The 25,667-nt window shown below is 63.8% G+C and carries 24 protein-coding genes; 17 read left to right on the top strand and 7 right to left on the bottom strand.

From position 1 onward, the window contains the following. Window positions 1-19: 19 nt before the first annotated feature. The 11 genes from ABIB73_RS13935 to xth all read left to right on the top strand — a co-directional run bounded on the left by ABIB73_RS13935 (window position 20) and on the right by xth (window position 11,780). Window positions 20-334: an ArsR/SmtB family transcription factor gene (locus ABIB73_RS13935; RefSeq protein WP_354224904.1), complete on the top strand. Its 315-nt coding sequence runs from the start codon at window positions 20-22 to the stop codon at window positions 332-334. Between the two features lie 28 nt (window positions 335-362). Then, complete coding sequence (locus ABIB73_RS13930; protein WP_354224903.1) at window positions 363-737, top strand: SRPBCC family protein; 375 nt, start codon at window positions 363-365, stop codon at window positions 735-737. Between the two features lie 41 nt (window positions 738-778). Then, window positions 779-1,381, top strand: coding sequence for an ATP-dependent Clp protease proteolytic subunit (locus tag ABIB73_RS13925; protein ID WP_354224978.1), 603 nt, complete (start codon window positions 779-781; stop codon window positions 1,379-1,381). Window positions 1,382-1,817: 436 nt separating this feature from the next. Next, window positions 1,818-2,156 carry a P-II family nitrogen regulator gene (locus tag ABIB73_RS13920; RefSeq protein ID WP_027525082.1) on the top strand — a complete coding sequence of 113 codons (339 nt, stop codon included), beginning with the start codon at window positions 1,818-1,820 and terminating at the stop codon, window positions 2,154-2,156. 38 nt (window positions 2,157-2,194) lie between these two features. After that, complete coding sequence (locus tag ABIB73_RS13915; protein WP_354224902.1) at window positions 2,195-3,643, top strand: ammonium transporter; 1,449 nt, start codon at window positions 2,195-2,197, stop codon at window positions 3,641-3,643. Window positions 3,644-3,853: 210 nt separating this feature from the next. After that, a complete protein-coding gene (locus ABIB73_RS13910) occupies window positions 3,854-5,452 on the top strand; it encodes a caspase family protein (protein WP_354224901.1) in 1,599 nt (532 codons plus the stop codon). Between the two features lie 123 nt (window positions 5,453-5,575). Continuing rightward, entirely contained in the window at window positions 5,576-5,980 is a 405-nt protein-coding gene (locus ABIB73_RS13905) for a GFA family protein (protein ID WP_354224900.1), read from the top strand. Between the two features lie 242 nt (window positions 5,981-6,222). Further along, window positions 6,223-7,437, top strand: coding sequence for an aminotransferase class I/II-fold pyridoxal phosphate-dependent enzyme (locus tag ABIB73_RS13900; protein ID WP_354224899.1), 1,215 nt, complete (start codon window positions 6,223-6,225; stop codon window positions 7,435-7,437). 9 nt (window positions 7,438-7,446) lie between these two features. Further along, the gene (locus tag ABIB73_RS13895; RefSeq protein WP_354224898.1) at window positions 7,447-9,924 is read left to right on the top strand and encodes a DNA translocase FtsK; all 2,478 of its coding nucleotides are present in this window, start codon (window positions 7,447-7,449) and stop codon (window positions 9,922-9,924) included. A 153-nt stretch (window positions 9,925-10,077) separates the two neighbouring features. Continuing rightward, window positions 10,078-10,833 carry an outer membrane lipoprotein carrier protein LolA gene (locus ABIB73_RS13890; protein WP_354224977.1) on the top strand — a complete coding sequence of 252 codons (756 nt, stop codon included), beginning with the start codon at window positions 10,078-10,080 and terminating at the stop codon, window positions 10,831-10,833. Window positions 10,834-10,964: 131 nt separating this feature from the next. Then, window positions 10,965-11,780, top strand: coding sequence for an exodeoxyribonuclease III (gene xth, locus ABIB73_RS13885; protein WP_354224897.1), 816 nt, complete (start codon window positions 10,965-10,967; stop codon window positions 11,778-11,780). Window positions 11,781-11,900: 120 nt separating this feature from the next. Here the strand turns inward: xth and ABIB73_RS13880 are convergent, their stop codons facing one another. Next, window positions 11,901-12,344 (bottom strand): Crp/Fnr family transcriptional regulator, encoded by a 444-nt coding sequence (locus ABIB73_RS13880; RefSeq protein ID WP_354224896.1) that lies wholly within the window; start codon window positions 12,342-12,344, stop codon window positions 11,901-11,903. 58 nt (window positions 12,345-12,402) lie between these two features. Beyond that, window positions 12,403-13,089: a response regulator transcription factor gene (locus ABIB73_RS13875; protein WP_007598630.1), complete on the bottom strand. Its 687-nt coding sequence runs from the start codon at window positions 13,087-13,089 to the stop codon at window positions 12,403-12,405. A 203-nt stretch (window positions 13,090-13,292) separates the two neighbouring features. Between ABIB73_RS13875 and ABIB73_RS13870 the strand changes: the two genes are divergently transcribed. Both ABIB73_RS13870 and ABIB73_RS13865 read left to right on the top strand, forming a co-directional pair. Then, the gene (locus tag ABIB73_RS13870; protein WP_354224895.1) at window positions 13,293-13,862 is read left to right on the top strand and encodes a L,D-transpeptidase family protein; all 570 of its coding nucleotides are present in this window, start codon (window positions 13,293-13,295) and stop codon (window positions 13,860-13,862) included. Between the two features lie 6 nt (window positions 13,863-13,868). After that, complete coding sequence (locus ABIB73_RS13865; RefSeq protein ID WP_354224894.1) at window positions 13,869-14,654, top strand: 2-keto-4-pentenoate hydratase; 786 nt, start codon at window positions 13,869-13,871, stop codon at window positions 14,652-14,654. 140 nt (window positions 14,655-14,794) lie between these two features. Here the strand turns inward: ABIB73_RS13865 and ABIB73_RS13860 are convergent, their stop codons facing one another. Next, a complete protein-coding gene (locus ABIB73_RS13860) occupies window positions 14,795-15,484 on the bottom strand; it encodes a YggS family pyridoxal phosphate-dependent enzyme (RefSeq protein WP_354224893.1) in 690 nt (229 codons plus the stop codon). A gap of 108 nt (window positions 15,485-15,592) precedes the next feature. Here ABIB73_RS13860 and ABIB73_RS13855 point away from each other — a divergent pair, with 108 nt between their 5' ends. Then, on the top strand, window positions 15,593-17,290 hold the full coding sequence (locus ABIB73_RS13855) for a diguanylate cyclase domain-containing protein (protein WP_354224892.1): 1,698 nt from the start codon (window positions 15,593-15,595) through the stop codon (window positions 17,288-17,290). Window positions 17,291-17,326: 36 nt separating this feature from the next. On the opposite strand, the gene ABIB73_RS13850 is transcribed toward ABIB73_RS13855, so the two are convergent. Further along, window positions 17,327-18,373, bottom strand: coding sequence for a GGDEF domain-containing protein (locus tag ABIB73_RS13850; RefSeq protein WP_354224976.1), 1,047 nt, complete (start codon window positions 18,371-18,373; stop codon window positions 17,327-17,329). A 198-nt stretch (window positions 18,374-18,571) separates the two neighbouring features. On the opposite strand from ABIB73_RS13850, the gene leuS reads away from it, so the two are divergent. From leuS to holA, 3 genes are read left to right on the top strand one after another with little or no spacing between them, the layout of a single operon-like run. Beyond that, on the top strand, window positions 18,572-21,211 hold the full coding sequence (gene leuS / locus ABIB73_RS13845; RefSeq protein ID WP_354224891.1) for a leucine--tRNA ligase: 2,640 nt from the start codon (window positions 18,572-18,574) through the stop codon (window positions 21,209-21,211). Continuing rightward, window positions 21,198-21,749, top strand: coding sequence for an LPS assembly lipoprotein LptE (lptE, locus tag ABIB73_RS13840; RefSeq protein WP_354224890.1), 552 nt, complete (start codon window positions 21,198-21,200; stop codon window positions 21,747-21,749). Before leuS ends, lptE begins: the two co-directional genes overlap by 14 nt. A 29-nt stretch (window positions 21,750-21,778) precedes the next feature. Then, complete coding sequence (gene holA / locus ABIB73_RS13835) at window positions 21,779-22,807, top strand: DNA polymerase III subunit delta (protein ID WP_354224889.1); 1,029 nt, start codon at window positions 21,779-21,781, stop codon at window positions 22,805-22,807. Window positions 22,808-23,024: 217 nt separating this feature from the next. Here the strand turns inward: holA and ABIB73_RS13830 are convergent, their stop codons facing one another. The 3 genes from ABIB73_RS13830 to rsmG form a co-directional block, all read right to left on the bottom strand. Continuing rightward, window positions 23,025-23,909: a ParB/RepB/Spo0J family partition protein gene (locus tag ABIB73_RS13830; RefSeq protein WP_354224888.1), complete on the bottom strand. Its 885-nt coding sequence runs from the start codon at window positions 23,907-23,909 to the stop codon at window positions 23,025-23,027. Window positions 23,910-24,054: 145 nt separating this feature from the next. Continuing rightward, window positions 24,055-24,921: a ParA family protein gene (locus tag ABIB73_RS13825; RefSeq protein WP_354224887.1), complete on the bottom strand. Its 867-nt coding sequence runs from the start codon at window positions 24,919-24,921 to the stop codon at window positions 24,055-24,057. A 29-nt stretch (window positions 24,922-24,950) separates the two neighbouring features. Further along, on the bottom strand, window positions 24,951-25,592 hold the full coding sequence (rsmG, locus tag ABIB73_RS13820; RefSeq protein WP_354224886.1) for a 16S rRNA (guanine(527)-N(7))-methyltransferase RsmG: 642 nt from the start codon (window positions 25,590-25,592) through the stop codon (window positions 24,951-24,953). Window positions 25,593-25,667 lie beyond the last annotated feature (75 nt).

Below are 25,667 nucleotides of genomic sequence, written 5' to 3'. Positions count from 1 at the left end.
CCCATGCTTATGTATTGCCATGATCGAAGCCAACATCTTCAAGGCGCTGGCTGACCCGACGCGCCGAAAGGTCTTTGAGAAGCTCGCTGGCGGAAGCCTGAATGCCAGCGCTTTGCGCAACGGATTGGAGATCAGCCAACCGGCGATGTCGCAGCATCTCGCGGTGCTGCGCTCGGCAGGCCTCGTGCGTGAACAGCGGCAGGGCCGCTTTGTGAACTACGAAGTCGACCCGGACGGGATCGTCGCCATCGGAGCATGGCTTGCGCGCTACCGCGCCTATTGGCCGAAGCGCATGGAAGCGCTCGCCGATCTCTTGAAGGACATGGACCAATAAGGACTTGGACCAATAAGGACCTGGATCAATGAGCGACGCAGTGAAGCCTGATCGCCCCGACGCAGCCCTGGTGCTCGAAAGAGACTTGGTGCTCGAATATGACCTCGATGCTCCGCCGGGAAAGGTCTGGCGCGCCGTGATGATTCCGGCCCTGCGCGAGCGCTGGCTGCCGGATTGCGACCTTGCGGGCGCCGAACCGGAATCATCGATCGCGGGTGAAGAGGTGCGGTACCGGCTTCGCGATTCCGAACCGCCGTTTCGTGAAAGCCACGTCATCTTCCGGATCGAACCGAACGCAGTCGGCGGCACCCGCTTTCGCATCATCCAGCAAGCCTGCGACGATCGAGCGAAGCTGCCGCAGGCGGCCAACACCAATTGCTGCCTGATGCGCGCGGCGGCCTAACAACAAAGAGACTTCATCACCTGCAGAAATGGAGGTCGCCGATGCGCGACATGCTTCAGCTCGTCCCTATGGTCGTCGAACAATCCGCCCGCGGCGAACGATCCTTCGACATCTACTCGCGGCTCCTGCGCGAGCGCATCATCTTCCTCAACGGCGAGGTCAATGATGCGATGTCCGGACTGGTCTGCGCGCAGCTGCTGTTCCTGGAGGCGGAGAATCCGAACAGGCCGATCAATCTTTACATCAATTCCTATGGCGGCGTGGTCACCAGTGGTCTCGCGATGTACGACACCATGCAGTTCATCAAGGCGCCGGTCCATACGCTGTGCATGGGCACCGCGCGCTCCATGGGCTCGTTCCTGCTGATGGCCGGCGAACCCGGGCACCGCGCCGCCCTGCCCAATGCAAGCCTTCACGTGCATCAGCCACTCGGCGGCTTTCAAGGCCAGGCGTCCGACATCCTGATCCATGCCACCGAAATGCAGGAAACCAAGCGGCGCATCATCCGGCTCTATGCGCAACATTGCGGACGCCCCGAGCAGGAGGTGGAACGGACCCTGGACCGCGACCACTTCATGACTGCGCAGCAAGGGGTCGAATGGGGATTGATCGATCGGGTTTTTTCTGAGCGCAGCACCGCCTGATGGTCCGACACGGATCTTCAGCCGGATACCGTCCGGCAAGCTTCGTCCCGCCCAAGTCGGCCGGTCTGTTGCGCGCATCCCATGAGCACAAGTTTGAGGGACTCCATATTTCGCAGCACGGCGAAGCCCTCTTCTGTAATTAGATACCATTCGGCTGCCCGACACATGAGCAACATTGTGTCGGCCCCTTGTCGTGCCTACGTTTTGATCAGGCATGGTCACGCTTTGAGCGCGACGTAATAGCGCACTGCAGCGCAATACCCGCCAAACGCGAAAACCTCCGTGTTCATAGTCCGTTAGGCAACGCGCCCGATCTGGCACGGCATTTGATTCTAGGGGGCGTGGCTGTGCCCGCGTAGTGAACTTCTCCCTCGTGGCGAACCAGTCGAGAAACGCCCGGCCACGTCCGGACCGGGCCCAAGCGGGGATAGGACCCATGAAAATTGTTATGGCGATTATCAAGCCATTCAAGCTGGAAGAAGTCCGTGACGCCCTGACCGCCATTGGCGTTCACGGTCTCACGGTGACGGAAGTCAAGGGATATGGCCGTCAGAAAGGCCATACGGAAATCTACCGCGGCGCCGAATATGCCGTGAGCTTCCTGCCCAAGATCAAGATCGAGGTCGCTGTCGCCTCCGACCAGGTCGACAAGACCATCGACGCCATCACGTCCGCCGCGAAAACCGGACAGATCGGCGACGGCAAGATCTTCGTCATCAGCCTCGACCATGCGGTTCGCATCCGCACCGGCGAGGCCGACGCCGCGGCCCTTTGATTTCGCGCTCAACCAAAATTCAATCAGGAGTAAATGAAATGACGTTTAAGCGTCCCTATGGCGCGGGATTGGCGGCTCTCGCAGTCGGCCTGTTCGCTGCGACCGCAGCCTATGCCGAGCCAACGGTCAACAAGGGAGACAACGCCTGGATGCTGACATCGACAGTGCTGGTGCTGTTGATGACGATCCCGGGTCTCGCGCTGTTCTACGGCGGCCTCGTCCGCTCCAAGAACATGCTCTCGGTGCTGATGCAGGTGTTCTACACCGTCTGCGTCGTCACCGTGATCTGGGCCGTGTACGGCTACAGCCTCGCCTTCACCGGCGGCTCCGACTTCATCGGTGGCTTCTCCAAGGCCTTCATGATGGGCGTCACCACCGACTCGAAGGCTGCGACCTTCAGCGTCGACGCCAACATCTCGGAGCTCGTCTATGTGTGCTTCCAGATGACCTTCGCGGCGATCACGCCCGCCCTCATCGTCGGCGCCTTCGCCGAGCGCATGAAGTTCTCGGCGATCGCCCTGTTCATCCCGCTCTGGGTCACGCTGATCTATTTCCCGATCGCGCACATGGTCTGGTACTGGCCCGGCCCGGACGCGATCCAGGATGCGGCCAAGGCGCTTGCTGCTGCGGGTGACGCGGCGGCGAAGACCGCGGCTCAGGCCAAGCTCGACGAGATCAACGCCGACGCCGGCTGGATCTTCAAGAAGGGCGCGATCGACTTCGCTGGCGGCACCGTGGTGCATATCAACGCCGGCATTGCAGGTCTCGTCGGCGCTCTCTTGATCGGCAAGCGCACCGGCTACGGCAAGGAGCTGATGGCTCCGCACTCGCTGACCATGTCGATGATCGGCGCCTCGCTGCTCTGGGTCGGCTGGTTCGGCTTCAACGCCGGCTCCAACCTCGAAGCCAACGGCGGCGCAGCCCTCGCCATGACCAACTCCTTCGTCGCCACCGCAGCCGCCGCGCTGTCGTGGATGTTCGCGGAGTGGATCGTGAAGGGTCATCCGTCGGTGCTCGGCGTCATCTCCGGCGCTGTCGCAGGCCTCGTGGCGGTGACGCCTGCGGCCGGCTTCTCCGGCGTGATGGGTGCGATCGTCCTCGGTCTCGTGGTCGGCGTGGTCTGCCTGTTCTTCTGCACCGTGGTGAAGAACGCGCTCGGCTACGATGACTCCCTCGACGTGTTTGGCGTGCACTGCATCGGCGGCATCGTCGGCGCTCTCGGCACCGGCATCCTGGTCAACCCGGCCCTCGGCGGCGCGGGCATCATCGACTACACCGCGATCCCGCCCAAGGTTGCCGATTACGACTTCACGGCGCAGATGATCTCCCAGATCGAGGCCGTCTGCACCACGCTGGTGTGGTCGGGCGTCGGTTCGGCGATCCTCTACAAGGTCGTCGATGTGATCGTTGGCCTCCGCGCCAATGTCGAGACCGAGCGTGAAGGCCTCGACATCACCGAGCACACCGAGCGCGCCTACAACATGTAACTCTCCTCCCGGGGCGCGATCTCCTCGGGGATCGCGTCCACAACTACGGTTTGGGCACATACCCGGCAATGCCCCGACCGTTGAGGGGCTCCAGCGCAAGTTGGAGCCCCTTTCTTTTTTGCCCCGAGGGCAGCGCCCGGTGGCCATAAGTTAAATTGCATTGCCGCGAGCTTGTTGAATATCATGCTCTCCGTTTGGAGCAGGATTTTCATGCGTCTGCTGCATTGCCTCGCTTGGTGTTTCTTGTTGCTTGCCCTGTCGGGCCTTGACGCCCGGGCTGACAAGCGCGTCGCGCTGGTGATCGGCAACGGCGCCTATCGAAACGTTCCCACGCTCGCCAATCCTACCAATGATGCGGCCGACGTCGGCGCGGCCCTCAAGCGATCGGGTTTCGATCCTCTGGTCGCGACCGACCTCGATCAGTCCGCCATGCAGGACACCATTCTTCGCTTCGCGCGCGAAGCCCGCGGCGCAGATGTGGCCCTGTTCTATTACAGCGGGCACGCGCTCCAGTTTGCAGGCGTCAACTATCTGGTGCCTGTCGATGCCGTCGTCCGCGACGAGGTCGATCTGCGGCGCCTTGTGCGCGCCGACGAGATTCTCGCCGACCTGCAGCAGGCAAAGAACCTGCGGATTCTCGTGCTCGATGCCTGCCGCGACAACCCGTTTGCCGACGAGCTGCGGCGGAACGTTGGACAGGGTCGCGGCGTCACCGTTGCACGCGGCCTTGCGAAGATGGAAAGTCCGGAGGGCACCATCATCTCCTATGCGACACAGGCCGGCCGGACCGCCGACGACGGCATTGGCCGCAACAGCCCCTATACCAGCGCGTTCCTGGAGCACATCCGCGACAGGGACAGCATCAACACGGTCTTTCAGACGATCAGTGCCGGCGTCTATCAACGCTCCAAAGGCTCGCAAGTGCCGGAGCTGTCGCTGTCGTTTTTCGGCGAGTTCTACCTGAACGGCAAGCCCGAGACGGCGGCGTTGTCGCCTGCGACGCCTCAGGCCGATCCCTGTGCGGAGGCCGGAGATCATTGGCGCAGCGCGGAAGCGATCGGAACGGCGGCGGCTCTCAAGGATCATCTCCTTCGGTTTCCAAATTGTGCGTTCGCTGACTTGGCGAAATCGCGCATCGAGGCCTTGGTGAAACCAGCGGACGCCGCCAAGCGCGTGACCGCATTCGATGGAACGTGGATCGCGAAGGAAACTTGCGAGAACAAGCCTCCATTTCCAGAGGCCTATTTCCAGTATGCCCTGCGCATCAAGGACGGCGTGCTGCACACTCTCTTCGGGGAAGAGGGCAAGCCCGGTGCGACACTCTATGACGGGAAGATCGAGGCCGACGGCAGTGCGACCGTCACTGTCAACGGGCTGTTTGGCGAGAATGATCCGATGCGCCGCACTGCTGGCGCGCCCTATCAGTACAAGATCGCACTCGAGCTGAGAGAAACCACCGGCGCCGGCGTCCGTACCGAGACCAGTCGACCGTGCCGGATGGAGCTGTCCAAATTGTCAGCAAAGAGCCCCGCCGCAAGTCCGGCTCAGCCTGATTCGAAGCGGGCGACCAAGCGCGACGACAAGACGGCGGTGCTGCCGCCAGACCAGGGCGGCGCAGCGCAATCCCGGCAGACCGGCAGCGGGATGAGCTGTTCGTTCATGCGAAGCAGGTGCGCCACGGCCTGCGTCAGTCGCGGCGGCCGCCCGGATTGCGCTTCGACCGCTTGCCCGCGGCTGGAAGCCGAGTGCATGAGCAGCGGGTGCTGGCGCGGACGAGGATTCAACGGCTGCGGGCTTGCAAAGAGATAGTTGCCGCAGGACCGGTCGCCGGGCGATTTCTTTTTATCCGCTCAGGCAAAAGAAAAAGATTGCCATTCCAGGTGGTCGGCGCAGAAATATCGACCACAACGAACAACAAACCGGGAGGTCGTCATGCGTTTGGAAGGCGGATGCTATTGCGGCGAAGTGCGCTACGTGGCGGAGGGCGATCCGATGATGCAGGCCCAATGTCACTGCCGCGAGTGCCAGTACATCTCGGGCGGCGCGCCCAACACGTTCATCGCGATGCCGGCGGCGGGCTTCTCCTACGTCACCGGACAGCCCAGGCAGTTCACGCGCAAGGACCTCGCCCGTGCCGTCACCCGAGAATTCTGCGCCGAATGCGGCACCCATCTGGTGACAAAGGTTCCGGGACTGCCGGCGACGATCGTGAAGGTCGGCACGCTGGACGAACCCAAGCAGTTTCATCCGCAGATGGCGATCTACACCTGCGACAAGCAGGAGTTCCACACGATCCCCGCGGGGATGACGACGTTCGAGAAGCTGCCGGCGCACTAGCCGCGTCGCTCGCCAGCGGATCAAGGGTCAGACGGCAGCGATCGCGTCGGCGATGCGATCGTGCCGTAACGACGCGAATAAGCCCCGCATCCCGTTGTTATCCGGCCTAATTATTCAGCTCTGGACGGGCCGGCCGACCGATGGTTAATCGCGTCTTAACCTCGCCCTATCTATGGTGAACTGAACCGCTTCCCGCCGGCGCTTTCGCGCGACCGGCTGTTCCAAGAGTGCTGGCGTCCAGAATGGCTATGACCGCTTCATCCCGTGCGCCGCTGGAAGGCGGAAGCTCCGATAGCGAACGCTCGCCTTTCGTCCGGCTGAACGAGCTATTGGCGCCGCATCAACCCGGTAAGCCCTTGATTACGCTTGCGGTCGGAGAACCCCAGCATCCGGTGCCCGATTTCGTCGGACCGGTGCTCGCCAAGCACATCGCCGATTTCGGCCGCTACCCGATGAACAAGGGCACCGACCCGTTCCGCAAAGCAGCGAGCGCCTGGCTGTCGTCGCGCTTCAGGCTGCCGCGTTCGCTCGACCCCGAGAACGAGATTCTCGTCCTCAATGGCAGCCGCGAGGGGCTGTTCCTCGCAGCGATCGCAGCCGCGCGCTATGTCGGCCCGCGTCCCGGCAAGCCCGCGATCCTGATGCCGAACCCGTTCTATCCGGTCTATGGCGCCGGCGCCCGCGCCGCGGCCTGCGAGCCGGTCTATCTGCCGACCACCGTCGAAAACGGTTTCCTGCCCGATCTCGATGCCATCGACGAGGCGACACTGGCACGCACGGTCGCGTTCTATCTGGCCTCGCCCGCCAATCCGCAAGGCTCGGTCGCCTCGCCGGGCTATTTCAGACGGCTGAAGCAGCTCGCCGACCGCTACGGCTTCGTGATCCTCAGCGACGAGTGCTACTCGGAAATCTACACCCGCGAAGCACCGGGCAGTGCGCTCGAATGCGCCGGCCCCGACTTCACCCGCGTGGTTGCGTTCCAGTCGCTGTCGAAGCGCTCCAACCTGCCGGGCCTGCGCGTCGGCTTCGCCGCCGGCGACAAGAAATTCATCGGCATGTTCCTCGAGCTGCGCAACATCGCGGCGCCCCAGGTGCCGGTGCCGCTCCAGCATGTCGCGACCGTTGCCTATGGCGACGAGGCGCATGTCGAGGAGAACCGCAGGCTGTACCGGATCAAGTTCGATCTCGCCGACCAGATCATCGGCAATCGTTACGGCTATCGCCGGCCCGACGCCGGCTTCTGCGTCTGGCTCAACACGTCAGAGCTTGGCGACGACGTATCGGTGTGTCTGAAACTCTTCAAGGAAGCAGGCGTGCGCGTGGTGCCCGGCAGCTATCTGGCGCGGCTCCAGCCCGACGGCTTCAATCCCGGCGCGGGCTTCATTCGCCTGGCGCTGGTGCAGGATGGCGAGACCACGGCGGCGGCATTGCACCGCCTGGTCGAGACTCTGGGTTAGGCGGGGCCCGTGAGCATGTCGGCAATCGAACGTGTCATTCCCCTGGTCGGCCACCTGCCGCCATCGATCCGCGAGGCGCTGAGCCGGCGCGTGCGCGAGCTCACCGGCTTCGGCCTGATCACGCTGTCAGGAATCGCCTCCGCGGCGCTGATGACCTGGTCGGTGCAGGATCCGAGCCTCAGCCACGCAACCTCGCGGCCGATCCGCAACATTCTCGGCTATGCCGGCGCGATCGGCGCCGACCTTGCGATGCAGATCCTCGGGCTCGGCGCGATCATGCTGATCCTGACGGTCGCGGTGTGGGGCTGGCGCATGATGACCCATCGGCCGTTCGATCGCGAGGCGTTGCGTCTCGGCTGCTGGATTCTGTGCACGGTGATTGCGGCGGGCTTTGCAAGCTGCTGGCCGCATGGCGGCGCCTGGCCGCTGCCGACCGGGCTCGGCGGCGTGGTCGGCGATGCGCTGGTGCGGGCACCCGCGGTGATCTTTGGGCCGGCCGGCGCGATCTATCGCATGGTGCTCGGAACCATCCTGTTCGTTGCACTGGCCGCGACCTTCCTGATCGCCTGCGGTCTCGGTGCGCGCGAGCATGACGACGAGCTCGCGGAGATCGAGGACGACGACAAGCCGCTCGACGAAGACGAGGACAGCGATCGCGGCTCAGTGTCGCTCGGCTGGCTGTTCCACGCGCTGATGAGCACCAAGGCGCGCCTAATCTGGCTGTTCGGCACGGCCTATCGTTCGCTGGTCTCGAGCGGACCGAAGGCCAAGGCGGTTTCTTTCAGCCGCCAGGAGCCGAATCTCGGCGGCGGCCGCGCCGCCCCCTCGATCTCGCCGCAGTCCGAGGACGAAGAGTACGAGGACGAGCACGACGAGGAAGAAGACGAGGAGGAGGAAGAGGAGGCGCCGGCCGCGCGCGCACCGCGCAAGAAGGCCGCGCCCAAGGCGGCTTCCAAGAAATCCTCCGACAAGTTCGAGCTTCCGTCCGTGTCCGTGCTGGCCGCGCCGAAGGCCGGCGATCGCCAGCCGCTCAGCAAGGCCGAGCTGGAAGCCAATTCGCGCGCGCTCGAAGGCGTGCTGCAGGATTTCGGCGTGCGCGGCGAGATCGTGAAGGCCAATCCCGGCCCCGTTGTCACGCTGTACGAGCTGGAGCCAGCGCCCGGCATCAAATCGTCACGTGTGATCGGGTTGGCCGACGACATCGCCCGTTCGATGAGCGCGCTGTCGGCGCGCGTCGCGGTCGTGCCCGGCCGCAACGCCATCGGCATCGAGCTGCCGAACGCGCATCGCGAGAAGGTCTATCTGCGCGAGCTGCTGGTCGCCAAGGAGACTGTGGAGACAGTCGCCAAACTGCCGCTCTGCCTCGGCAAGACCATCGGCGGCGATCCCGTCATCATCGATCTCGCGCGCACGCCGCACATGCTGATCGCCGGTACCACCGGCTCCGGCAAGTCGGTCGCGATCAACACCATGATCCTCAGCCTGGTCTACCGGCTGCGCCCCGATCAGTGCCGTCTGATCATGGTCGATCCGAAGATGCTCGAGCTTTCCGTCTATGACGGCATTCCCCATCTCCTCACACCGGTCGTGACCGATCCGAAGAAGGCGGTGGTCGCGCTGAAATGGGCCGTGCGCGAGATGGAAGAGCGCTACAAGAACATGGCCAAGCTCGGCGTGCGCAACATCGACGGCTACAATGCGCGCCTGCTCGAAGTGAAGGCCAAGGGCGAAGAGCCGACGCGCACGGTGCATACCGGCTTCGACAAGGAGACCGGCAAGGCGATCTACGAGGAAGAGAAGCTCTCGCTCGAACCGCTGCCCTACATCGTCATCATCGTCGACGAAATGGCCGACCTGATGATGGTCGCCGGCAAGGACATCGAAGGCGCGGTGCAACGCCTGGCGCAGATGGCGCGCGCCGCCGGCCTGCACGTGATCCTCGCCACGCAGCGTCCATCGGTCGACGTCATCACCGGCACAATCAAGGCGAACTTCCCGACCCGCATCGCCTTCCAGGTCACCTCCAAGATCGACAGCCGCACCATCCTCGGCGAGATGGGCGCCGAACAGCTGCTCGGTCAGGGCGACATGCTCTACATGGCGGGCGGCGGCCGCATCAGCCGCGTACACGGACCTTTTGCCTCCGACGAGGAAGTCGAGAAGGTGGTGCGTCACCTCAAGACGCAGGGTCAGCCGGAATATCTCGAAGCGGTCACGGCGGAAGAGCCCACCGAGGACGAGGACGGCGCGGTGTTCGACGCAACCGGAATGGGCGCGGACGGCGGCGGCGATCTGTTCGCGCAGGCCGTTGCGATCGTCAAACGCGACCGCAAGGCCTCGACCAGCTACATCCAGCGCCGCCTGCAAATCGGCTACAACCGCGCCGCATCGCTGATGGAGCGCATGGAACTGGAGGGCATTGTCGGCCCAGCCAACCACGCCGGCAAGCGCGAGATTCTGGTCGAGGAAGAAGACAGCCACATGTGAGGCGAGGGGCCTCGAAATGATCTTTTCACGCAAAAACGTTATCTGCTTTTGGCCGAAATCACGCTAAAACGACGCCTAGCCACACAGGACGACGCGTTGATCAGACATCCGGACATTCGATTCGCTGCCTCCATCGCCGCGCGAAGCGCGCGCGTGGCGGGTGTGCTGCTCGTCACCGCCGCGATGGTGACCGCTACGTCGGTCGCGCAGACCGTGCCGGTACCGAAGCCCGCACCGAAAGGCCGCGACGGTGCTCAGCCCTCGGGGGGGCCGTCGATCACGGGCGCGACGCAGGCGCCACCGAATCCGATCATTCCCGATCCGCGCCGCAACGTGCCGAGCAGCATCTTCCAGACCTTCGATGCGAACCAGAAGGCGCAGGCGGCCAAGGTCAGCGCCTATCTGTCCTCGCTGTCGACGCTGGTCGGGAATTTCGTCCAGGTCGGCCCCGACGGCAGCAAGACCCAGGGCGATTTCTACATCCAGAAGCCGGGCAAGGTGCGCTTCGAATATGATCCGCCGAGCCCGATCGATATCATCGCCGACGGATCGTCAGTCGTGGTGCGCGACCGCAAGCTCGCCACGCAGGACGTCTATCCGCTGTCGCAGACGCCGCTGCGCTTTCTGTTGTCGGACCGCATCGACCTGATGAAGGACACCAACGTCGTCAATGTCACTGCCGACGACGCCTTCGTCAGCGTGACGATCGAAGAGAAGCAAGCGCTCGTCGGCACCAGCCGTCTCATGCTGATGATCGGCGCCAAGGACGGCCAGCTGAAGCAATGGACCGTCACCGACCCGCAGGGCTACGACACCACGATCGCGGTCTATAATCTCGATGCGGGCAAGAAGCTCGATCCCAGCATGTTCAAGATCGATTTTACAAATTACGGCCCATCGCCAGGTTGAGACCTGCTCGCTGCTCCGACGATCGTCATGCCCGGGCTTGTCCCGGGCATCCACGTTCTGAGCCTACAAAAAAGGCGTGGATGGCCGGGTCAAGCCCGGCCATGACGGATAGAGTTTGTTAGATCAATCTCATGCGTCTTTCCCTGACAACCTGGAACATCAATTCGGTGCGGCTGCGCATCGATCTCGTCGCGAAGTTTCTCAAGAGCGCGCGGCCGGATGTGCTGTGCCTCCAGGAGACCAAGTGCATCGACGACGCCTTTCCGCTGAAGCGCTTCAAGCGGCTCGGCTATGAGCATGTCGCGCTGAACGGGCAGAAGGGCTATCACGGCGTCGCCATCGTCTCGAAGATTCCGTTCGAGTCAAAGGACATCCGCACCTTCTGCGACAAGGTGGATTCGCGCCACATCTCGGTGTCGTTCGGCGAGAAAGCGCAAATCGCAAAACCGCTGGTGCTGCATAATTTCTACGTGCCCGCCGGCGGCGACATTCCCGATCCCGCGCTGAACGAAAAATTCGACCACAAGCTCCGCTTCCTCGACGAGATGAAGGCGTGCGAGCCGTTGCATCCGCGCGGCGAGGACCGCCATATCCTGGTCGGCGATCTCAACGTCGCGCCGCACGAGAACGACGTGTGGTCGCACAAGCAGCTTCTGAAAGTGGTCTCGCACACGCCGATCGAAACCGAGAAGCTACAGGCCGCGCTGAACGCCGGCGAATGGATCGACGTCGCGCGCGAGCGCATTCCGATGTCGGAAAAGGTCTATACGTGGTGGAGCTACCGCGCCGCCGACTGGACCGTCGGCGACCGCGGCCGCAGGCTCGACCACATCTGGGTCTCGCGCGCGCTGAAAGACGCGGTCAGCGATTTCAGAATTTTGCGCGACGCGCGAAAGTGGGAGCGGCCATCGGACCACGTTCCGGTGACGGTGACGCTGGAGGTTTGATCTCTCGTCATTCCGGGGCGCAACGAAGTCGCGAGCCCGGAATCCGTTCATCTACAGTCTCTGCGGCTCCATGGATTCCGGGTTCGCGCTGCGCGGCCCCGGAATGACGAGCAGAAAGACCTACGTGCTCAGCTTTGCACCGGCCATCAAGATGTCGCTGGCAATCTGACTGGAGCGCACCGCGAATTCGTCGCGGAGGCGGAGCGCGGCAGCCGGGTCGCTCTCGAGCACGCGCTGAAACAGGCTGCGCGCGACGCGGATAACTGAGGAATGCTCCAGCGCGATCGCGCCCGACGGCCGCTTCATCGGCACGACCAGTGCGAGTTCGCCGATCAACGTGCCGGGGCCCGCGATTATTTCGGCGCCGGCGCCGTCATCGACGCGAAAGGCGCCGCGCTGAACTACGAAACCGGCGTCGGCGTCGTCACCGAGATTGAACAGGACATCGCCGCGGACGAAATCACGCTGCTCGGAGCCGATCGCCAGCATGCGCAACGAGGCGTCTCCCAACAGGCGCAGTGTCGGGACACGCTCGAGCAGCGCTACGTCGTCGTCGATTGACATTCAGATCCGAGGCTCAAGGGCACGCGATCTAAAACGATTCGCACGCCCCCGAAGCGTATCACGGCACCAGCTTGTAGCCACCGGCTTCCGTCACCAGGATTTCCGGGTTGGCGGCGTCCTTCTCGATCTTCTGGCGAAGGCGGTAGATGTGGGTTTCCAGCGTGTGGGTGGTGACGCCGGAATTATAGCCCCAAACCTCCTGGAGCAGGGTCTCGCGCGACACCGGCATCTGGCCAGCCCGGTAGAGGAAGCGCAGGATCGCGGTCTCCTTCTCCGTCAGCCGCACCTTGCGCGCGTTGGCGGCGGTCAGCATCTTGGAGCCGGGACGGAAACTGTAGGGCCCGACCGAGAACACCGCGTCTTCGCTGGCCTCGTGCTGGCGAAGCTGGGCGCGGATGCGGGCGAGCAGCACGGCAAAGCGGAAAGGCTTTGCGACATAGTCGTTGGCGCCGGATTCCAGTCCCAAAATCGTATCGGAATCGGTGTCATGCCCGGTGAGCATGATGATCGGCGCCTTGAACCCGCCCTTGCGCAAGGAGCGGACCACCTCGCGGCCATCGGTGTCGGGGAGGCCGACATCCATCAGGACGAGATCAGGGGCGTTGGCCTTTGCGGCGCTGGCGCCCTTGGCGCCGGTATCGACGGCCGAGGCTTCAAATTCTTCGTGTAGCGATAATTGCTCCACCAACGTATCGCGCAGATCGGTATCGTCATCCACGATCAGGATCTTGCGGGCATTGGCCATAGCGGGTCATCCTTTTGGGGTCCGGCTCGGCGCGCATGCATGCCGCACCCAGCCGTAACGGGAAGTTTTGGGGTCGCTGTTTTTATTGTTGTTCGTGTTGAAGTAGTGGGCTGTTACCGATTCACAAGCCGGAATTACTCTAACCCAGAATAGCAGGGCGGTTTGATGAATGTCCTGTAATGAATTCGACACCGCGCTTTCACATGAAAAACAACGTCAATTCAATCGGTTACACCAAGATTCGGCACTCCGGCCAGCTCTCGACGATCCGCGTTAAGCCTGCCGCCGGCAATCCACGCCGGGGCTGGCTCACCGCCGGACAGCTGACGATTCCGGTGGCGCTGGGGCGCGGCGGCATTTTGGCCAACAAACGCGAGGGCGATGGTGCCACCCCCAGGGGCAGCTTCAGGCCGCAGCAATTATGGTGGCGGGGCGACCGCCACAGCCGGCCGCAAACCCTCCTGCCGGCCCGGACCATCACCGGCGCAGACGCCTGGTGCGAAGATCCTAGTGATCGCCACTACAACCAGTGGATCCGGCTCGGAAGCGAGCAGGGCGGCGACCGGCTCAGGCGCGCCGATCACCTCTACGATTTCATCATCGAGATCGACCACAACACCAGGCCACGCATCGCCGGCCGCGGCAGCGCGGTGTTTTTACACCTGGCCCGCGACAATTTCGGTCCGACCGCGGGCTGCGTCTCCATGAGGAAATCTGCGATGCTGCAATTGCTGCGGCGCCTGGGACCGCGAACAAGAATCATCATCGGGTGAGGACACATGCTCGACAAGGATCAGATCGCCGCCGCGTCACGCGTCCTCGTCCAACATTGGCGCGACGGCGCCAAGCTTGAGGCGCTCGAGGCGAGCTTGCGGCCGCGGAGCCGCGCCGAGGGCTACGCCGTCCAGGCCGCTCTCGAAACGCATTCGGCCGGGAAATTGTTCGGCTGGAAAATCGCGGCAACCAGCGAGGCCGGACAGAAGCACATCAATGTCGCAGGTCCCATGGCCGGACGCATCTTGAGCGACACTGTCATCGCCGATGGCGGCACCGCGTCGATGAAAGGCAACGCTATGCGCGTCGGCGAGCCGGAATTTTGCTTCCGCATGGGGCGCGATCTGGCGCCACGGCCTGAGCCTTATAGCGTCGACGAGGTGCTCGCCGCCGTCGACACCTTGCATCCGGCCATCGAGATTCCCGATTCGCGCTTTGCCGATTTCGCCGGCGCCGGCGAGGCCCAGCTCATCGCAGACAATGCCTGCGCGCATCTGTTCGTGCTCGGCGCGCCGACCACCGCGAACTGGCGCGCGATGGATCTCATCGAGGAACGGCCCGAGATCGCGCTGCGCGGCCAGCGCTATATCGGCCACGGCAAGAACGTGCTCGGCGATCCCCGTGTCGCGCTGACCTGGCTCGCGAACGAGCTGCGCGGGCTTGGCATCACCTTGCGGGCAGGGGAGGTGGTGACGACAGGAACGTGCCATCCGCCACTGCCGATCGAGGCGGGCGATCATTTTGCGGTGGATTTTGGCGTGCTGGGGAAGGTGTCGGCGGGGTTCGAATAGACACCTCACCCACCGCCGTCATTGCGAGCGAAGCGAAGCAATCCAGGCTGTCACCGCGGAAAGATTCTGGATTGCTTCGCTGCGCTCGCAATGACGAATGAGAGAGCTCGTGTTGGCCTCCCGGCCTTCGCCGACGGCAATCACCGATGCCCGAAGATCGCGCTCCCCACGCGGACATGCGTGGCGCCGAGCATGATGGCAGTGGCAAAATCCGCACTCATGCCCATCGACAGGTTCTGCAAGCCATTGCGCGCGGCGATCTTGGCCGTGAGCGCAAAATGCGCCGCCGGCGGCTCGTCCACCGGCGGGATGCACATGAGGCCGGAGATCGTCAAGCCATAGGAGTCGCGGCAGCTCGCGAGGAAGCTATCGGCCTCGCCGGGCGCGATGCCGGCCTTCTGCGGCTCCTCGCCGGTGTTGATCTGGACGAAGAGCTGCGGGTGTTTTTTCTGGGATTCGATTTCTTTGGCTAACGCTTGGCAAATGCTCGGACGGTCAACCGAATGGATGGCATCGAACAGCGCGACCGCCTCTTTCGCCTTGTTGGATTGCAGTGGTCCGATCAGATGCAGCGCGATATCGGGGTAAGCAGGCGTTAACGCAGGCCACTTGCCTTTAGCCTCCTGGACACGATTCTCGCCAAATACGCGCTGTCCGGCCCCGATAACCGGCATAATTGCATCAGCCGCGAAGGTCTTGGACACCGCGATCAAAGTGACCGCGGCGCGATCGCGCCGCGCGTCCTTGCAGGCGCGCGCGATTTCCGCCTCGACTGCGGCGAGCGCGTTTGGTGAATGGCCGGTTACCGGCCCGGCGTTGGCTTCTGTCATGACGTCGATTGGCTGTGTCCGTAGCGGAGGTAGTTCCAATTTTACCAAGTTCAAGAAAGGGTTTTTGAACCCTTCGCTTTACCTTGCCACATGGGGTGGGTCGCGAAGATGGCAAACGTTAGTTTCAACCGCAAACGAGCAAAACTCAAGCAGGTCCTCGGAATCCGGGCACGGCTTGCGTTGCTCGCGGTGATTCTGGTGGCCCCCTTGATGCTCGAGCGCATCCGTTCGCTCGAAGACACCCGCACCAAACAGATTGCGCAGGCCACGGCCGAATTCACCACCGTGGCGAGGCACAGCGCCGATGCGCAACGCGAGGTGATCTCGTCGGTCGAGACCATCCTGAAATCCGAGGCCTTCATCCGCGCTTCCGCCGGCGGCGTCAGCAAGAGCTGCGACGTGCTGCGCGCGAGCCTGCCGACGAGCCTTCCCTGGATCCGCACGCTGCTGATCGCCGGCCAGGACGGCCGCATCCAGTGCGCGACCAACAACATGTATGTCGGCCTCGACCTCAGCGACCGGCCCTATTTCCAGCAGGCGCAGGAGACCGGCCGCTTCGTGCTGTCCGACTTCATTCTATCGCGGCCCGTGCAGACACCGACCGTCATGGCGGTGTATCCGGTCTCTGCGTTCAGCGGCGTCGCCGACGCCGTCGTGCTCGCGACCGTCAATCTCGACTGGATGTCGAAGGTCATGAACAATCTGGGCGGCCGCGCCGGCATCGCGGCGGTGCTGGTCGACAGCGCCGGCACCGTGCTGGCCGCGCCCGCCGACCAGCACAGCGCGGTCGGACGTCCGCTCGACAACATGCCGCTGATGTCGGCCATCGCCGATATGGCCTTGCGTTCGAACCAGGACGAAGGCTCGCTGTCGTTCCTCGCCGCTGACGGCTCACGGCGCGCGGTCAGCTTCACCCGCATCGCCGGCACCAATGCCCGCCTGATCGCGAGCATCGACGAGGACAAGGTGTCGGCAGCGGTCAGCCGCGACATCCGCACCGCTTATCTCCAGCTTGCTTTCGTCGTCGTGTTCGTGCTGCTCGGCGCGCTGATCGCCGCCGAGAAGCTCGTGATCAAGCCGATCGAGATGCTCGCGGACATGGCCAAGCGTCTTGGCGAGGGCGATCTGTCGGCCCGCGCCGCGCGCAATCGCCTGCCGTCCGAATTCGTGCCGCTGGCGCGCGCGTTCAACGCGATGGCCGCCCAGCTCAGCCAGCGCGAGCGCGAGCTGATCGCGAGCAACGACCGGCTGACGGTGATGGCATCGATCGACATGCTGTCGGGACTTGCCAACCGCCGCGGCTTCCAGAGCCGGCTCGATTTCGAATGGATGCGCGCGCAGCAATATGGCAGCGAGCTCGCGCTGCTGATGATCGACGTCGATCACTTCAAGCTCTTCAACGACACCTACGGCCATCTCGAAGGCGATTCCTGCCTAACCCGGCTCGGCGAGTCGCTGTCCGGCATCGCCGCCGACACCATGGGCTTCGCGGCGCGCTATGGCGGCGAGGAATTCTGCCTGCTGCTGCCGAACACCGATGTGATGCGCGCGGTCGAGATCGGCGAGCTGGTGCGCGCGGCCGTGCTGAAGCTCTGCCTGCCGCACATCACGTCCGCCCACATGGTGGTCACCGTATCGATCGGCGTTGCCGCCACGCGGCCCAACGAGACCTTGCGTCCGGGTGATCTGATCGAAGCCGCCGACGCTGCGCTCTACGCCGCAAAACACCGCGGCCGCAACAATGTCGTCGAACATGGCATCCTGCGGATCGAGGGCAGCACGACCGAGATCGCGATGGCGGGCTGATCCCGCGGCGACGCTGTCTTCACCTTCATCGGAGAACTAGCCCGCGGCCCAGGCGCGATCGAGCTCGTTTTCCGTCACAACGCGATTGCGGCCGCCGCCTTTGGCGAGATAGAGCGCGCGGTCGCAGCGCTCGACGAGATCCGCAATCGCCTCACCCACCCGATACTGCGCCACGCCGATCGACACGGTGATGTTGGGCAACACTTCGCCGGTCGACCGGCGCGTGATCGTGCACTCCCCGATCGCGCGCCTGATACGCTCGGCGATCTCGGCACAGGCGGCAAGATCGGCGTCCGGCAGCACCGCCATCAGCTCCTCGCCGCCATAGCGCGCCGGCAGATCATCGACGCGCACCTTTTCGCGCAGCACCTTTGCCATCAGGCGCAGCACCTGGTCGCCAACGCCGTGGCCGAAATTGTCGTTGAAGGTCTTGAAGTGGTCGATGTCGAGCATCAGCACGCTGAGCGGCTCGCCCCATTCTGCGGTCGCCTGTGCCTTGCGCAGGAATTCATCCAGCGCCCGCCGGTTCGCCAGCCCGGTCAGCGTATCGGTCCGTGCGCGCTCTTCGGATTTGGAGAGCGAATCGCGGATCACGTCGAGCTCGCGGGCCTTTTCCGCAAAGCCCGCCTCCAGTCGCGTCGCCCTTGTGGCGGCGCGCGCCAGCTCGTTCATCAGCTGCGAAACCAACGCCTTCGGATCGACGCCGGCCTGGCCCTGATCGGCGACGTCGTTGATCGCCTGCAGCTGGGAACGATTGTCGGCGATCGCGGTCGCCAGAAATTCCTTCGCCGCGCCCATCAGCCCATGCAGGCGCTTGGACGTCTCGGAGGCAGCGGCGCCCGCGTTGGGCGCGACATAGGTCTCGAACAGGTCCTGATTGGTTCGGACGTCGAACGGACGATTGTGGTCGATCAGGAGATCGATGGCGTTGCGCAGATCGTCATGGGCGCCCGCGACATAATGGAACCAGACCGCAAAATTGTTCGGCGTCGGCGGAATCCGTTGCTCGGCCATGCCGCGCATCGCCCTATCGGCGACAGAGGCGGCATAGTCGTGATCGAGATCGTCGAAGCTCATGTCCATCGCGGGCATTGGGGGGTTGTATCTGCTTGCAACCTCGCATCGACCTCTTAATCGCCCCCCAACAGCGGCCTCAGTAGTTATGCGGGGAGAGCGGCCTTGCAGACCCGCCCCCGCGGCAACCCATTGACCCCTTGAGGACTTCTATGGCCTAGTCCGCCGTCTTTAGACGGCCCGAACTCACGAAAACCCAACGATTCCATGACCTCCGAACGCTACAACGCCCGCGACGCCGAACCGCGCTGGCAACGCCAATGGGACGAACAGGCCATCTTCGTCTCCAGGAACGACGATTCGCGGCCGAAATACTATGTGCTGGAGATGTTCCCCTACCCATCCGGGCGCATCCATATCGGCCATGTCCGCAATTACACGCTCGGCGACGTGCTGGCCCGCTTCATGCGCGCCAAGGGGTTCAACGTGCTGCACCCGATGGGCTGGGATGCCTTCGGCCTGCCGGCCGAGAACGCCGCGATCGAGCGCAAGGTCGCGCCAAAGGCCTGGACCTACGACAACATCGCCTCGATGAAGAAGCAGCTCCGTTCGATCGGGCTGTCGCTGGACTGGAGCCGCGAGATCGCGACCTGCGATCCCAGCTATTACAAGCACCAGCAGAAGATGTTTCTGGACTTCCTGCGCGCCGGCCTCGCCGAGCGCGAGAAGCGCAAGGTGAATTGGGACCCCGTCGACATGACCGTGCTCGCCAATGAGCAGGTGATCGACGGCCGTGGCTGGCGTTCGGGCGCCGTTGTCGAACAACGGGAAATGAGCCAGTGGGTCTTCAAGATCACGAAGTACTCGCAGGAGCTGTTGTCCGCGCTGGACGGGCTGGATCGCTGGCCCGACAAGGTGCGGCTGATGCAGCGCAACTGGATCGGCCGCTCCGAGGGCCTGCTGGTCCGCTTCGCGCTGGATGCCAAGACCTTGCCTGAAGGCTCGACGCCCGCCGGCGAGAGCGAGCTGAAGATCTTCACGACGCGCCCCGACACGCTGTTCGGCGCGAAGTTCATGGCGATCTCGGCCGATCATCCGCTGGCGACCGCCGCCGCCGCGAAGAACCCGAAGCTCGCGGAGTTCATCGCCGAGATCAAGAAGATCGGCACCGCGCAGGAGATCATCGACACCGCGGAGAAGCAGGGTTTTGACACCGGCATCCGCGCGGTCCATCCGTTCGATCCGACCTGGAAGCTGCCGGTCTATGTCGCGAACTTCGTGCTGATGGAATACGGCACCGGCGCGATCTTCGGCTGCCCCGCGCATGACCAGCGCGACCTCGACTTCGTCAACAAGTACAATCTCGGCAACACGCCGGTGGTGTGCCCCGAGGGCCAGGATCCGAAGACCTTTGTAATCACCGACACCGCCTATGACGGTGACGGCCGCATGATCAATTCGCGCTTTCTCGACGGCATGACCATCGAGCAGGCCAAGGACGAAATCGCAAAACGTCTTGAAAACGAGCTGCGCGGCAACGCGCCGGTCGGCGAGCGGCAGGTCAATTTCCGCCTGCGAGACTGGGGCATTTCGCGTCAGCGCTATTGGGGCTGCCCGATTCCCGTCATCCACTGTCCCAAGTGCGATGTGGTGCCAGTGCCGGATGCCGACCTGCCGGTGAAGCTGCCGGACGATGCGACCTTCGACAAGCCGGGCAACGCGCTCGACCACCATCCGACCTGGAAGCACGTCACCTGCCCGCAATGCGGCGGCAAGGCTAGCCGCGAAACCGACACCATGGACACCTTCGTGGACTCGTCCTGGTATTTTGCGCGCTTCACCGATCCCTGGAACGAGAACGCGCCGACGACGCCTGCGGTCGCCAACCGGATGATGCCGGTCGACCAGTATATCGGCGGCGTCGAGCATGCGATCCTGCATCTGCTCTACAGCCGCTTCTTCGTCCGCGCGATGAAGGCAACCGGCCACATCGCGATGGACGAGCCGTTCGCCGGCATGTTCACGCAGGGCATGGTGGTGCACGAGACATACCAGAAGGCCGACGGCACCTATGTGCAGCCGGCCGAGGTCAAGATCGAAGTCGGCGGCAACGGCAGGCGTGCTGTTCTGCTGGCGACCGGCGAGGACATCACCGTCGGCCCGATCGAGAAGATGTCGAAGTCGAAGAAGAACACCGTCGACCCCGACGACATCATCGAGACCTACGGCGCCGACGTCGCGCGCTGGTTCATGCTGTCGGACTCCCCGCCCGACCGCGACGTGATCTGGAGCGACGAGCGCGTCCAGGGCGCCTCGCGCTTCGTGCAGCGGCTGTGGCGGCTGGTGAACGACTCACTGGAGTTCGGCAAGGGCGCGCCCGCGGCGCGGCCGGCTTCGTTCGGGGCGGATGCGACCGCCCTGCGCAAGGCCGCCCATGGCGCGCTGGACAAGGTCACGACCGGCATCGAGCGGCTGCACTTCAACGTCTGCCTTGCCCATATCCGCGAATTCGCCAATGCGTTTTCGGAGGTGCTGCAGCGCCCCGGCCAACCCTCTCCCGACTTGGCTTGGGCGATCCGGGAGGCCAGCCAGATCCTGGTCCAGCTGTTCTCCCCGATGATGCCGCATCTGGCCGAGGAGTGCTGGCAGGTGCTGGGCCATGAGGGGCTGGTTTCCGAGGCCAATTGGCCCCAAATCGAACGCGATTTGCTGGTTGAAGACAGCGTGACCCTGGTGGTTCAGGTCAACGGCAAGAAGCGGGGTGATGTCACGGTTGCAACAGCGGCCCAGAATCCGGAAATCGAGGCTGCCGTTTTGGCCCTCGATGCGGTAAAACTGGCCCTGGACGGCAAGCCCGTCCGCAAGGTGATCATCGTCCCCAAGAGGATCGTGAATGTTGTCGGCTAGGATCCGCATCGCAGCGCGCTTGCTGGCGGTTGCCGCATTGGCGGCGCTGACGGCTGGCTGTTTCCAGCCGATGTATGCCGAACATACCGACGGCACCCCCGGCCTGCGCGAGAAGCTGATGGGGGTCGACCTTCCGCCCATCAGCAAGGCGAACGCCTCACGCGAGGCCCGGGTCGGCGTGGAAGTCCGCAACGCCCTCGCCTTTAAGCTTTACGGCTCGGCCACGGGCATGCCGCCCACCCATCGTCTGGACATCCGCTTCAACTCCAGCAGGTCATCCCTGATCGTCGATCCCAATACCGGCCTGCCGAACAGCGAAAACTACGGCATCGACTGCCAGTATAATCTGATCGAGGTCGCGACCGGCAAGTCGGTGATGACCGGCTCCACGTTCTCGCGCGTGTCCTATGACATGCCCGGCTCCTACCAGCGCTTCGCCCGCAACCGCGCGGTGCGTGACGCCGAGGATCGTGCCGCCAACGAGATCGCCGAGAACATCAACACCCGGCTCGCCGCGTTCTTCACCGCGGGCACCTAGGTTTGCTTCTTGTCATGGCGATCTAGGTCATGGTCGCGCTACGCGGAAAAGAGATCGACGCCTTCCTCGCCCGCCCCGATGTGGGCCGTCCGATCATCCTGCTCTATGGTCCGGACGCCGGCCTCGTGCGCGAACGCGCCGATGCGCTGATCGCCTCCGCGGTCGACGATCCCAACGATCCCTTCTCATTGGTCAAGCTCGATGGTGACGAACTCTCGGCCGAGCCGTCGCGTCTGGTCGATGAAGCGATGACCGTGCCGCTGTTTGGCGGTCGCCGCGCCATTCGCGTGCGCGCCGGCTCACGCAGCTTTGCCAGCGGCATCGACACGTTGGCGGAGATGGGCGTGAAAGATTGCCGCATCGTGATCGAGGCCGGAGAGCTGCGCCCCGAATCGCCGTTGCGCAAGGCCTGCGAGCGCGCCAAGACGGCGGTGGCGATCGGCTGCTATCCCGACACTGAGCGCGACCTCGCAAAGCTTATGGAGGATGAACTTCGCATCGCCAATCTGCGCATCGCGCAGGACGCCCGCGCTGCGCTGATGTCGTTTCTCGGCGGCGACCGCCAGGCCTCGCGCAACGAGCTGCGCAAGCTCACGCTCTACGCCCACGGCAAAGGCGAGATCACGCTGGATGACGTGATGGCCGTGGTGGCCGACGCGTCCGAGCTGAAACTCGATCCGATCGTCGACGGCGCCTTCGCCGGCCGGCCTGATATCGTCGAGACCGAATTCGCAAAGGCCATGATCGCCGGTACCTATCCCGGTGTGATCATCTCCGCCGCACAGCGCCAGGCCGCATGGCTGCATAAATCCGCGCTTGCGATCGCCGACGGTACGCCGGCCTCCGCCGTGCTCGACGGCGGATTTCCGCGGCTGCATTTTTCACGAAAGCCCGCGGTCGAGACCGCGCTGCGCAATTTCAGCGTGGCGCGACTCGCCGGCATCATCGAGCAGCTCGCCACCGCAGCACTCGACACCCGCAAGCAATCCACCCTCGCCGCCGCCATCGCCCAGCGTACGCTGATGGCGATTGCGGCCAATGCGAAGCGGCGCGGCTGAGCTCCGTTCCCTCCGCCGTCGTTGCGAGGAGCTCTTGCGACGACGATGTTGATGGACGTGCGCGCCACGCACTCAGCCGTCGTCCTGGCGAAAGCCAGGACCCATTACCCCAGTGAGAGGTTTGGCGAAGATTCGTAGTTCGGTACTGCGACCAACCCTCATCGATGGATCACGCGGTATGAGTCCTGGCTTACGCCAGGACGACACCGAGGGTCGTCTAGATCGCGCCCTTCGCCAGCCGCTTCATTACCTCGTCGAGCTGATCAAGGTTGCGGTAGTTGATCTGCACGGAGCCGCCGGGATCGCGGTGGCTCACGGTGACCTTGAGGCCGAGCGCATCGCTGACACGCTTCTCGAGATCGACCGTATCAGGGTCCTTCTCCTTGGCCCCCGCGCGCGCCTTCTGCGGCTTGCGCTCCGGCACGCCCTCTTCATGCGCGAGCGCTTCGGCCTGACGGACGTTGAGGCCCTCTTCGACGATGCGCTTGGCGGCCGCAAGCGGATCGGGCACGCCGATCAGTGCGCGGGCATGACCGGCGGTCAGCTGTCCCGTCGCGATGAAGGCCTGCACCTCGGCCGGCAGTTTTGTCAGCCGCATCATATTGGCGACGTGGCTGCGGCTCTTGCCGACGACTTTTGCGATGTCGTCCTGGCTACGTTTGAACTCGTTGGCGAGCGCGTGATAGCCCTGCGCCTCTTCCATCGGGTTGAGGTCTTCGCGCTGCACGTTCTCGACGATCGCGAATTCCAGCGCATCGCTGTCGCTGATGTCGACGGGCACGATCGGTACTTCATGCAGGCCGGCCATCTGCGAGGCGCGCCAGCGCCGCTCGCCGGCGATGATCTCAAAACGATCCTGCGCGCCCTTCACGGGGCGCACCACGATCGGCTGAATCACGCCATGCTGCTTGATGGAGTCCGAGAGCTCCTTGAGCTCGACTTCCGAGAAGGTGCGGCGCGGGTTGCGCGGATTGGGCTTGATGAATTCGATCGGCACCTTGCGCTGCGCGCGCGGACGGTCGACATGCTGTGCCTCGCCGCCGACGTCACCGATCAGACTCGCAAGACCCCGGCCCAGTCGCGAACGCGCTTCGTCGGCCATCGCCAGCTCCCTTGGATTCACGTAGCAACACTCCAGAACTGAATTTCGAAATCGTAGGATCGTGGGGTGGGCAAAGCGAAGCGTACCCACCTTTGCGGAAGATGGTGGGCACGGCGAAGACGCCTTTGCCCACCCTACGGCAGCTTCAATGTGTCGTGCGCAGCTCGCGCTCGCGCTGGATCACTTCGGTGGCGAGCCGCAGGTAAGCTTCGCTGCCGACGCATTTGAGATCGTAGACCAGCACCGGCTTACCGTAGGACGGCGCCTCCGAGATGCGCACGTTGCGCGGAATCATGGTCTTGTAGACCTTCTCGCCCATGAATTGGCGGACGTCGGCGACGACCTGGTTCGAGAGGTTGTTGCGCGAGTCGAACATGGTCAGCACGATGCCGTGGATCGACAGGTTCGGGTTGAGCGTCGAGCGCACCTGCTCGACCGTCTGGAGCAATTGCGACAGACCTTCGAGCGCGAAGAACTCGCACTGCAGCGGCACCAGGATCGCATCCGACGCCGCCATCGCATTCACCGTCAGCAGGTTGAGCGAGGGCGGGCAGTCGATCAGCACATAAGTGTAGTCGGCATCCGGCGAGACGTTGTTGTTGAGCGAGCCGATGGCATCGCGCAGCTTGAAGGCGCGGCCCGGCGTGGTGCCGAGCTCGAGCTCGAGGCCGGAGAGATCCATGGTCGAGGGCGCGATGTGCAGCCGCGGCACTGCGGTCGACACCACCGCCTCGCGCAAACTCGCTTCGCCGATGAGCACGTCATAGGTCGAGCAGGAGCGGTTGCGGCGATCGATGCCGAGACCAGTTGAGGCGTTGCCCTGCGGATCGAGATCGACGATCAGGACACGCTCGCCAATCGCTGCGAGCGCCGTGCCGAGATTGATCGCTGTGGTTGTTTTTCCCACACCGCCCTTCTGATTCGCCAGCGCGAGAATGCGCGGGTGGCCCTGCGGGACCACTGCCTTTTCTTGGGCGGTCGGCTCTTGCTGCGGTTCGTCAATCACGGTCATCGCAATTCCCCACTCGACCCCTGAACGCCTCAGCCGCGCCGTTCGGCGGTATCAAGCTCCACGATCCAGCCGTCACCGGTGCGGCTTTGGTGGAGCTGAGGCTGAATATTCCAATATTTAGCGGCTTCGGTCAATTCAGCCTCTACATCTTGACCCTTTGGAAATAACGCTTTTGCGCCCTGGCGCATCAGCGGCTCCGCAAAGCCGATGAGTTGATGTAGCGGAGCCAGCGCGCGCGCGGTGACGCAATCGACGGGCCCGGTGATTCTATCCACATTATCCCCGATCTCGGCGAGATGTACGACTCCTGGAGATGTGGTGATGCGGACAGCTTCGCGCAGGAACGCCGCCTTCTTGGCGATGCGCTCGACGAGGTGAACGCTGGCGCCCGCCGTTTCGGCCATGGTGCAGGCCAGGACGACGCCGGGAAAGCCGCCGCCGCTGCCGAGGTCCGCCCAACGTTTCGCCGACGGTGCGAGGTCCACGAGCTGAAGCGAGTCGGCGATGTGCCGGGTCCAGAGGTGCGGCAGGGTTGAGGGGGCGACGAGGTTGGTCTTGGCCTGCCACTCCCGGAGCAGCGCGATGTAGCGATCGAGCCGGGCTTCGGTTTCACGTGAAACGGGAGCGAGCTTCAGGGCTGCGGCCTTGTCGGCTGCGATGACAGAGTCCAACGATCTATCGTTCGCGCCGGCCTTGTCGATCTTCGGACTGGCCGATGCCGACCCAGATCGAGGTCCCGCCCCTTC

Origin of the sequence: Bradyrhizobium sp. F1.4.3 (assembly GCF_040548375.1) — a bacterium.
Lineage (GTDB): Bacteria > Pseudomonadota > Alphaproteobacteria > Rhizobiales > Xanthobacteraceae > Bradyrhizobium.
This window is presented reverse-complemented; position numbering and strand designations above follow the sequence as displayed.

Coding starts and splice junctions, on each gene's coding strand:
- ABIB73_RS13910 (WP_354224901.1), top strand. CDS start 3,854: ATGCGTCTGCTGCATTGCCTCGCTTGGTGTTTCTTGTTGCTTGCCCTG.
- ABIB73_RS13925 (WP_354224978.1), top strand. CDS start 779: ATGCGCGACATGCTTCAGCTCGTCCCTATGGTCGTCGAACAATCCGCC.
- ABIB73_RS13935 (WP_354224904.1), top strand. CDS start 20: ATGATCGAAGCCAACATCTTCAAGGCGCTGGCTGACCCGACGCGCCGA.
- ABIB73_RS13865 (WP_354224894.1), top strand. CDS start 13,869: ATGCTCGACAAGGATCAGATCGCCGCCGCGTCACGCGTCCTCGTCCAA.
- ABIB73_RS13875 (WP_007598630.1), bottom strand. CDS start 13,089: ATGGCCAATGCCCGCAAGATCCTGATCGTGGATGACGATACCGATCTG.
- ABIB73_RS13880 (WP_354224896.1), bottom strand. CDS start 12,344: ATGTCAATCGACGACGACGTAGCGCTGCTCGAGCGTGTCCCGACACTG.
- ABIB73_RS13905 (WP_354224900.1), top strand. CDS start 5,576: ATGCGTTTGGAAGGCGGATGCTATTGCGGCGAAGTGCGCTACGTGGCG.
- ABIB73_RS13930 (WP_354224903.1), top strand. CDS start 363: ATGAGCGACGCAGTGAAGCCTGATCGCCCCGACGCAGCCCTGGTGCTC.
- ABIB73_RS13900 (WP_354224899.1), top strand. CDS start 6,223: ATGGCTATGACCGCTTCATCCCGTGCGCCGCTGGAAGGCGGAAGCTCC.
- leuS (WP_354224891.1), top strand. CDS start 18,572: ATGACCTCCGAACGCTACAACGCCCGCGACGCCGAACCGCGCTGGCAA.
- ABIB73_RS13830 (WP_354224888.1), bottom strand. CDS start 23,909: ATGGCCGACGAAGCGCGTTCGCGACTGGGCCGGGGTCTTGCGAGTCTG.
- ABIB73_RS13825 (WP_354224887.1), bottom strand. CDS start 24,921: ATGACCGTGATTGACGAACCGCAGCAAGAGCCGACCGCCCAAGAAAAG.
- holA (WP_354224889.1), top strand. CDS start 21,779: ATGGTCGCGCTACGCGGAAAAGAGATCGACGCCTTCCTCGCCCGCCCC.
- ABIB73_RS13860 (WP_354224893.1), bottom strand. CDS start 15,484: ATGACAGAAGCCAACGCCGGGCCGGTAACCGGCCATTCACCAAACGCG.
- ABIB73_RS13855 (WP_354224892.1), top strand. CDS start 15,593: ATGGCAAACGTTAGTTTCAACCGCAAACGAGCAAAACTCAAGCAGGTC.
- ABIB73_RS13915 (WP_354224902.1), top strand. CDS start 2,195: ATGACGTTTAAGCGTCCCTATGGCGCGGGATTGGCGGCTCTCGCAGTC.
- ABIB73_RS13920 (WP_027525082.1), top strand. CDS start 1,818: ATGAAAATTGTTATGGCGATTATCAAGCCATTCAAGCTGGAAGAAGTC.
- xth (WP_354224897.1), top strand. CDS start 10,965: ATGCGTCTTTCCCTGACAACCTGGAACATCAATTCGGTGCGGCTGCGC.
- ABIB73_RS13850 (WP_354224976.1), bottom strand. CDS start 18,373: ATGGACATGAGCTTCGACGATCTCGATCACGACTATGCCGCCTCTGTC.
- ABIB73_RS13870 (WP_354224895.1), top strand. CDS start 13,293: ATGAAAAACAACGTCAATTCAATCGGTTACACCAAGATTCGGCACTCC.
- lptE (WP_354224890.1), top strand. CDS start 21,198: ATGTTGTCGGCTAGGATCCGCATCGCAGCGCGCTTGCTGGCGGTTGCC.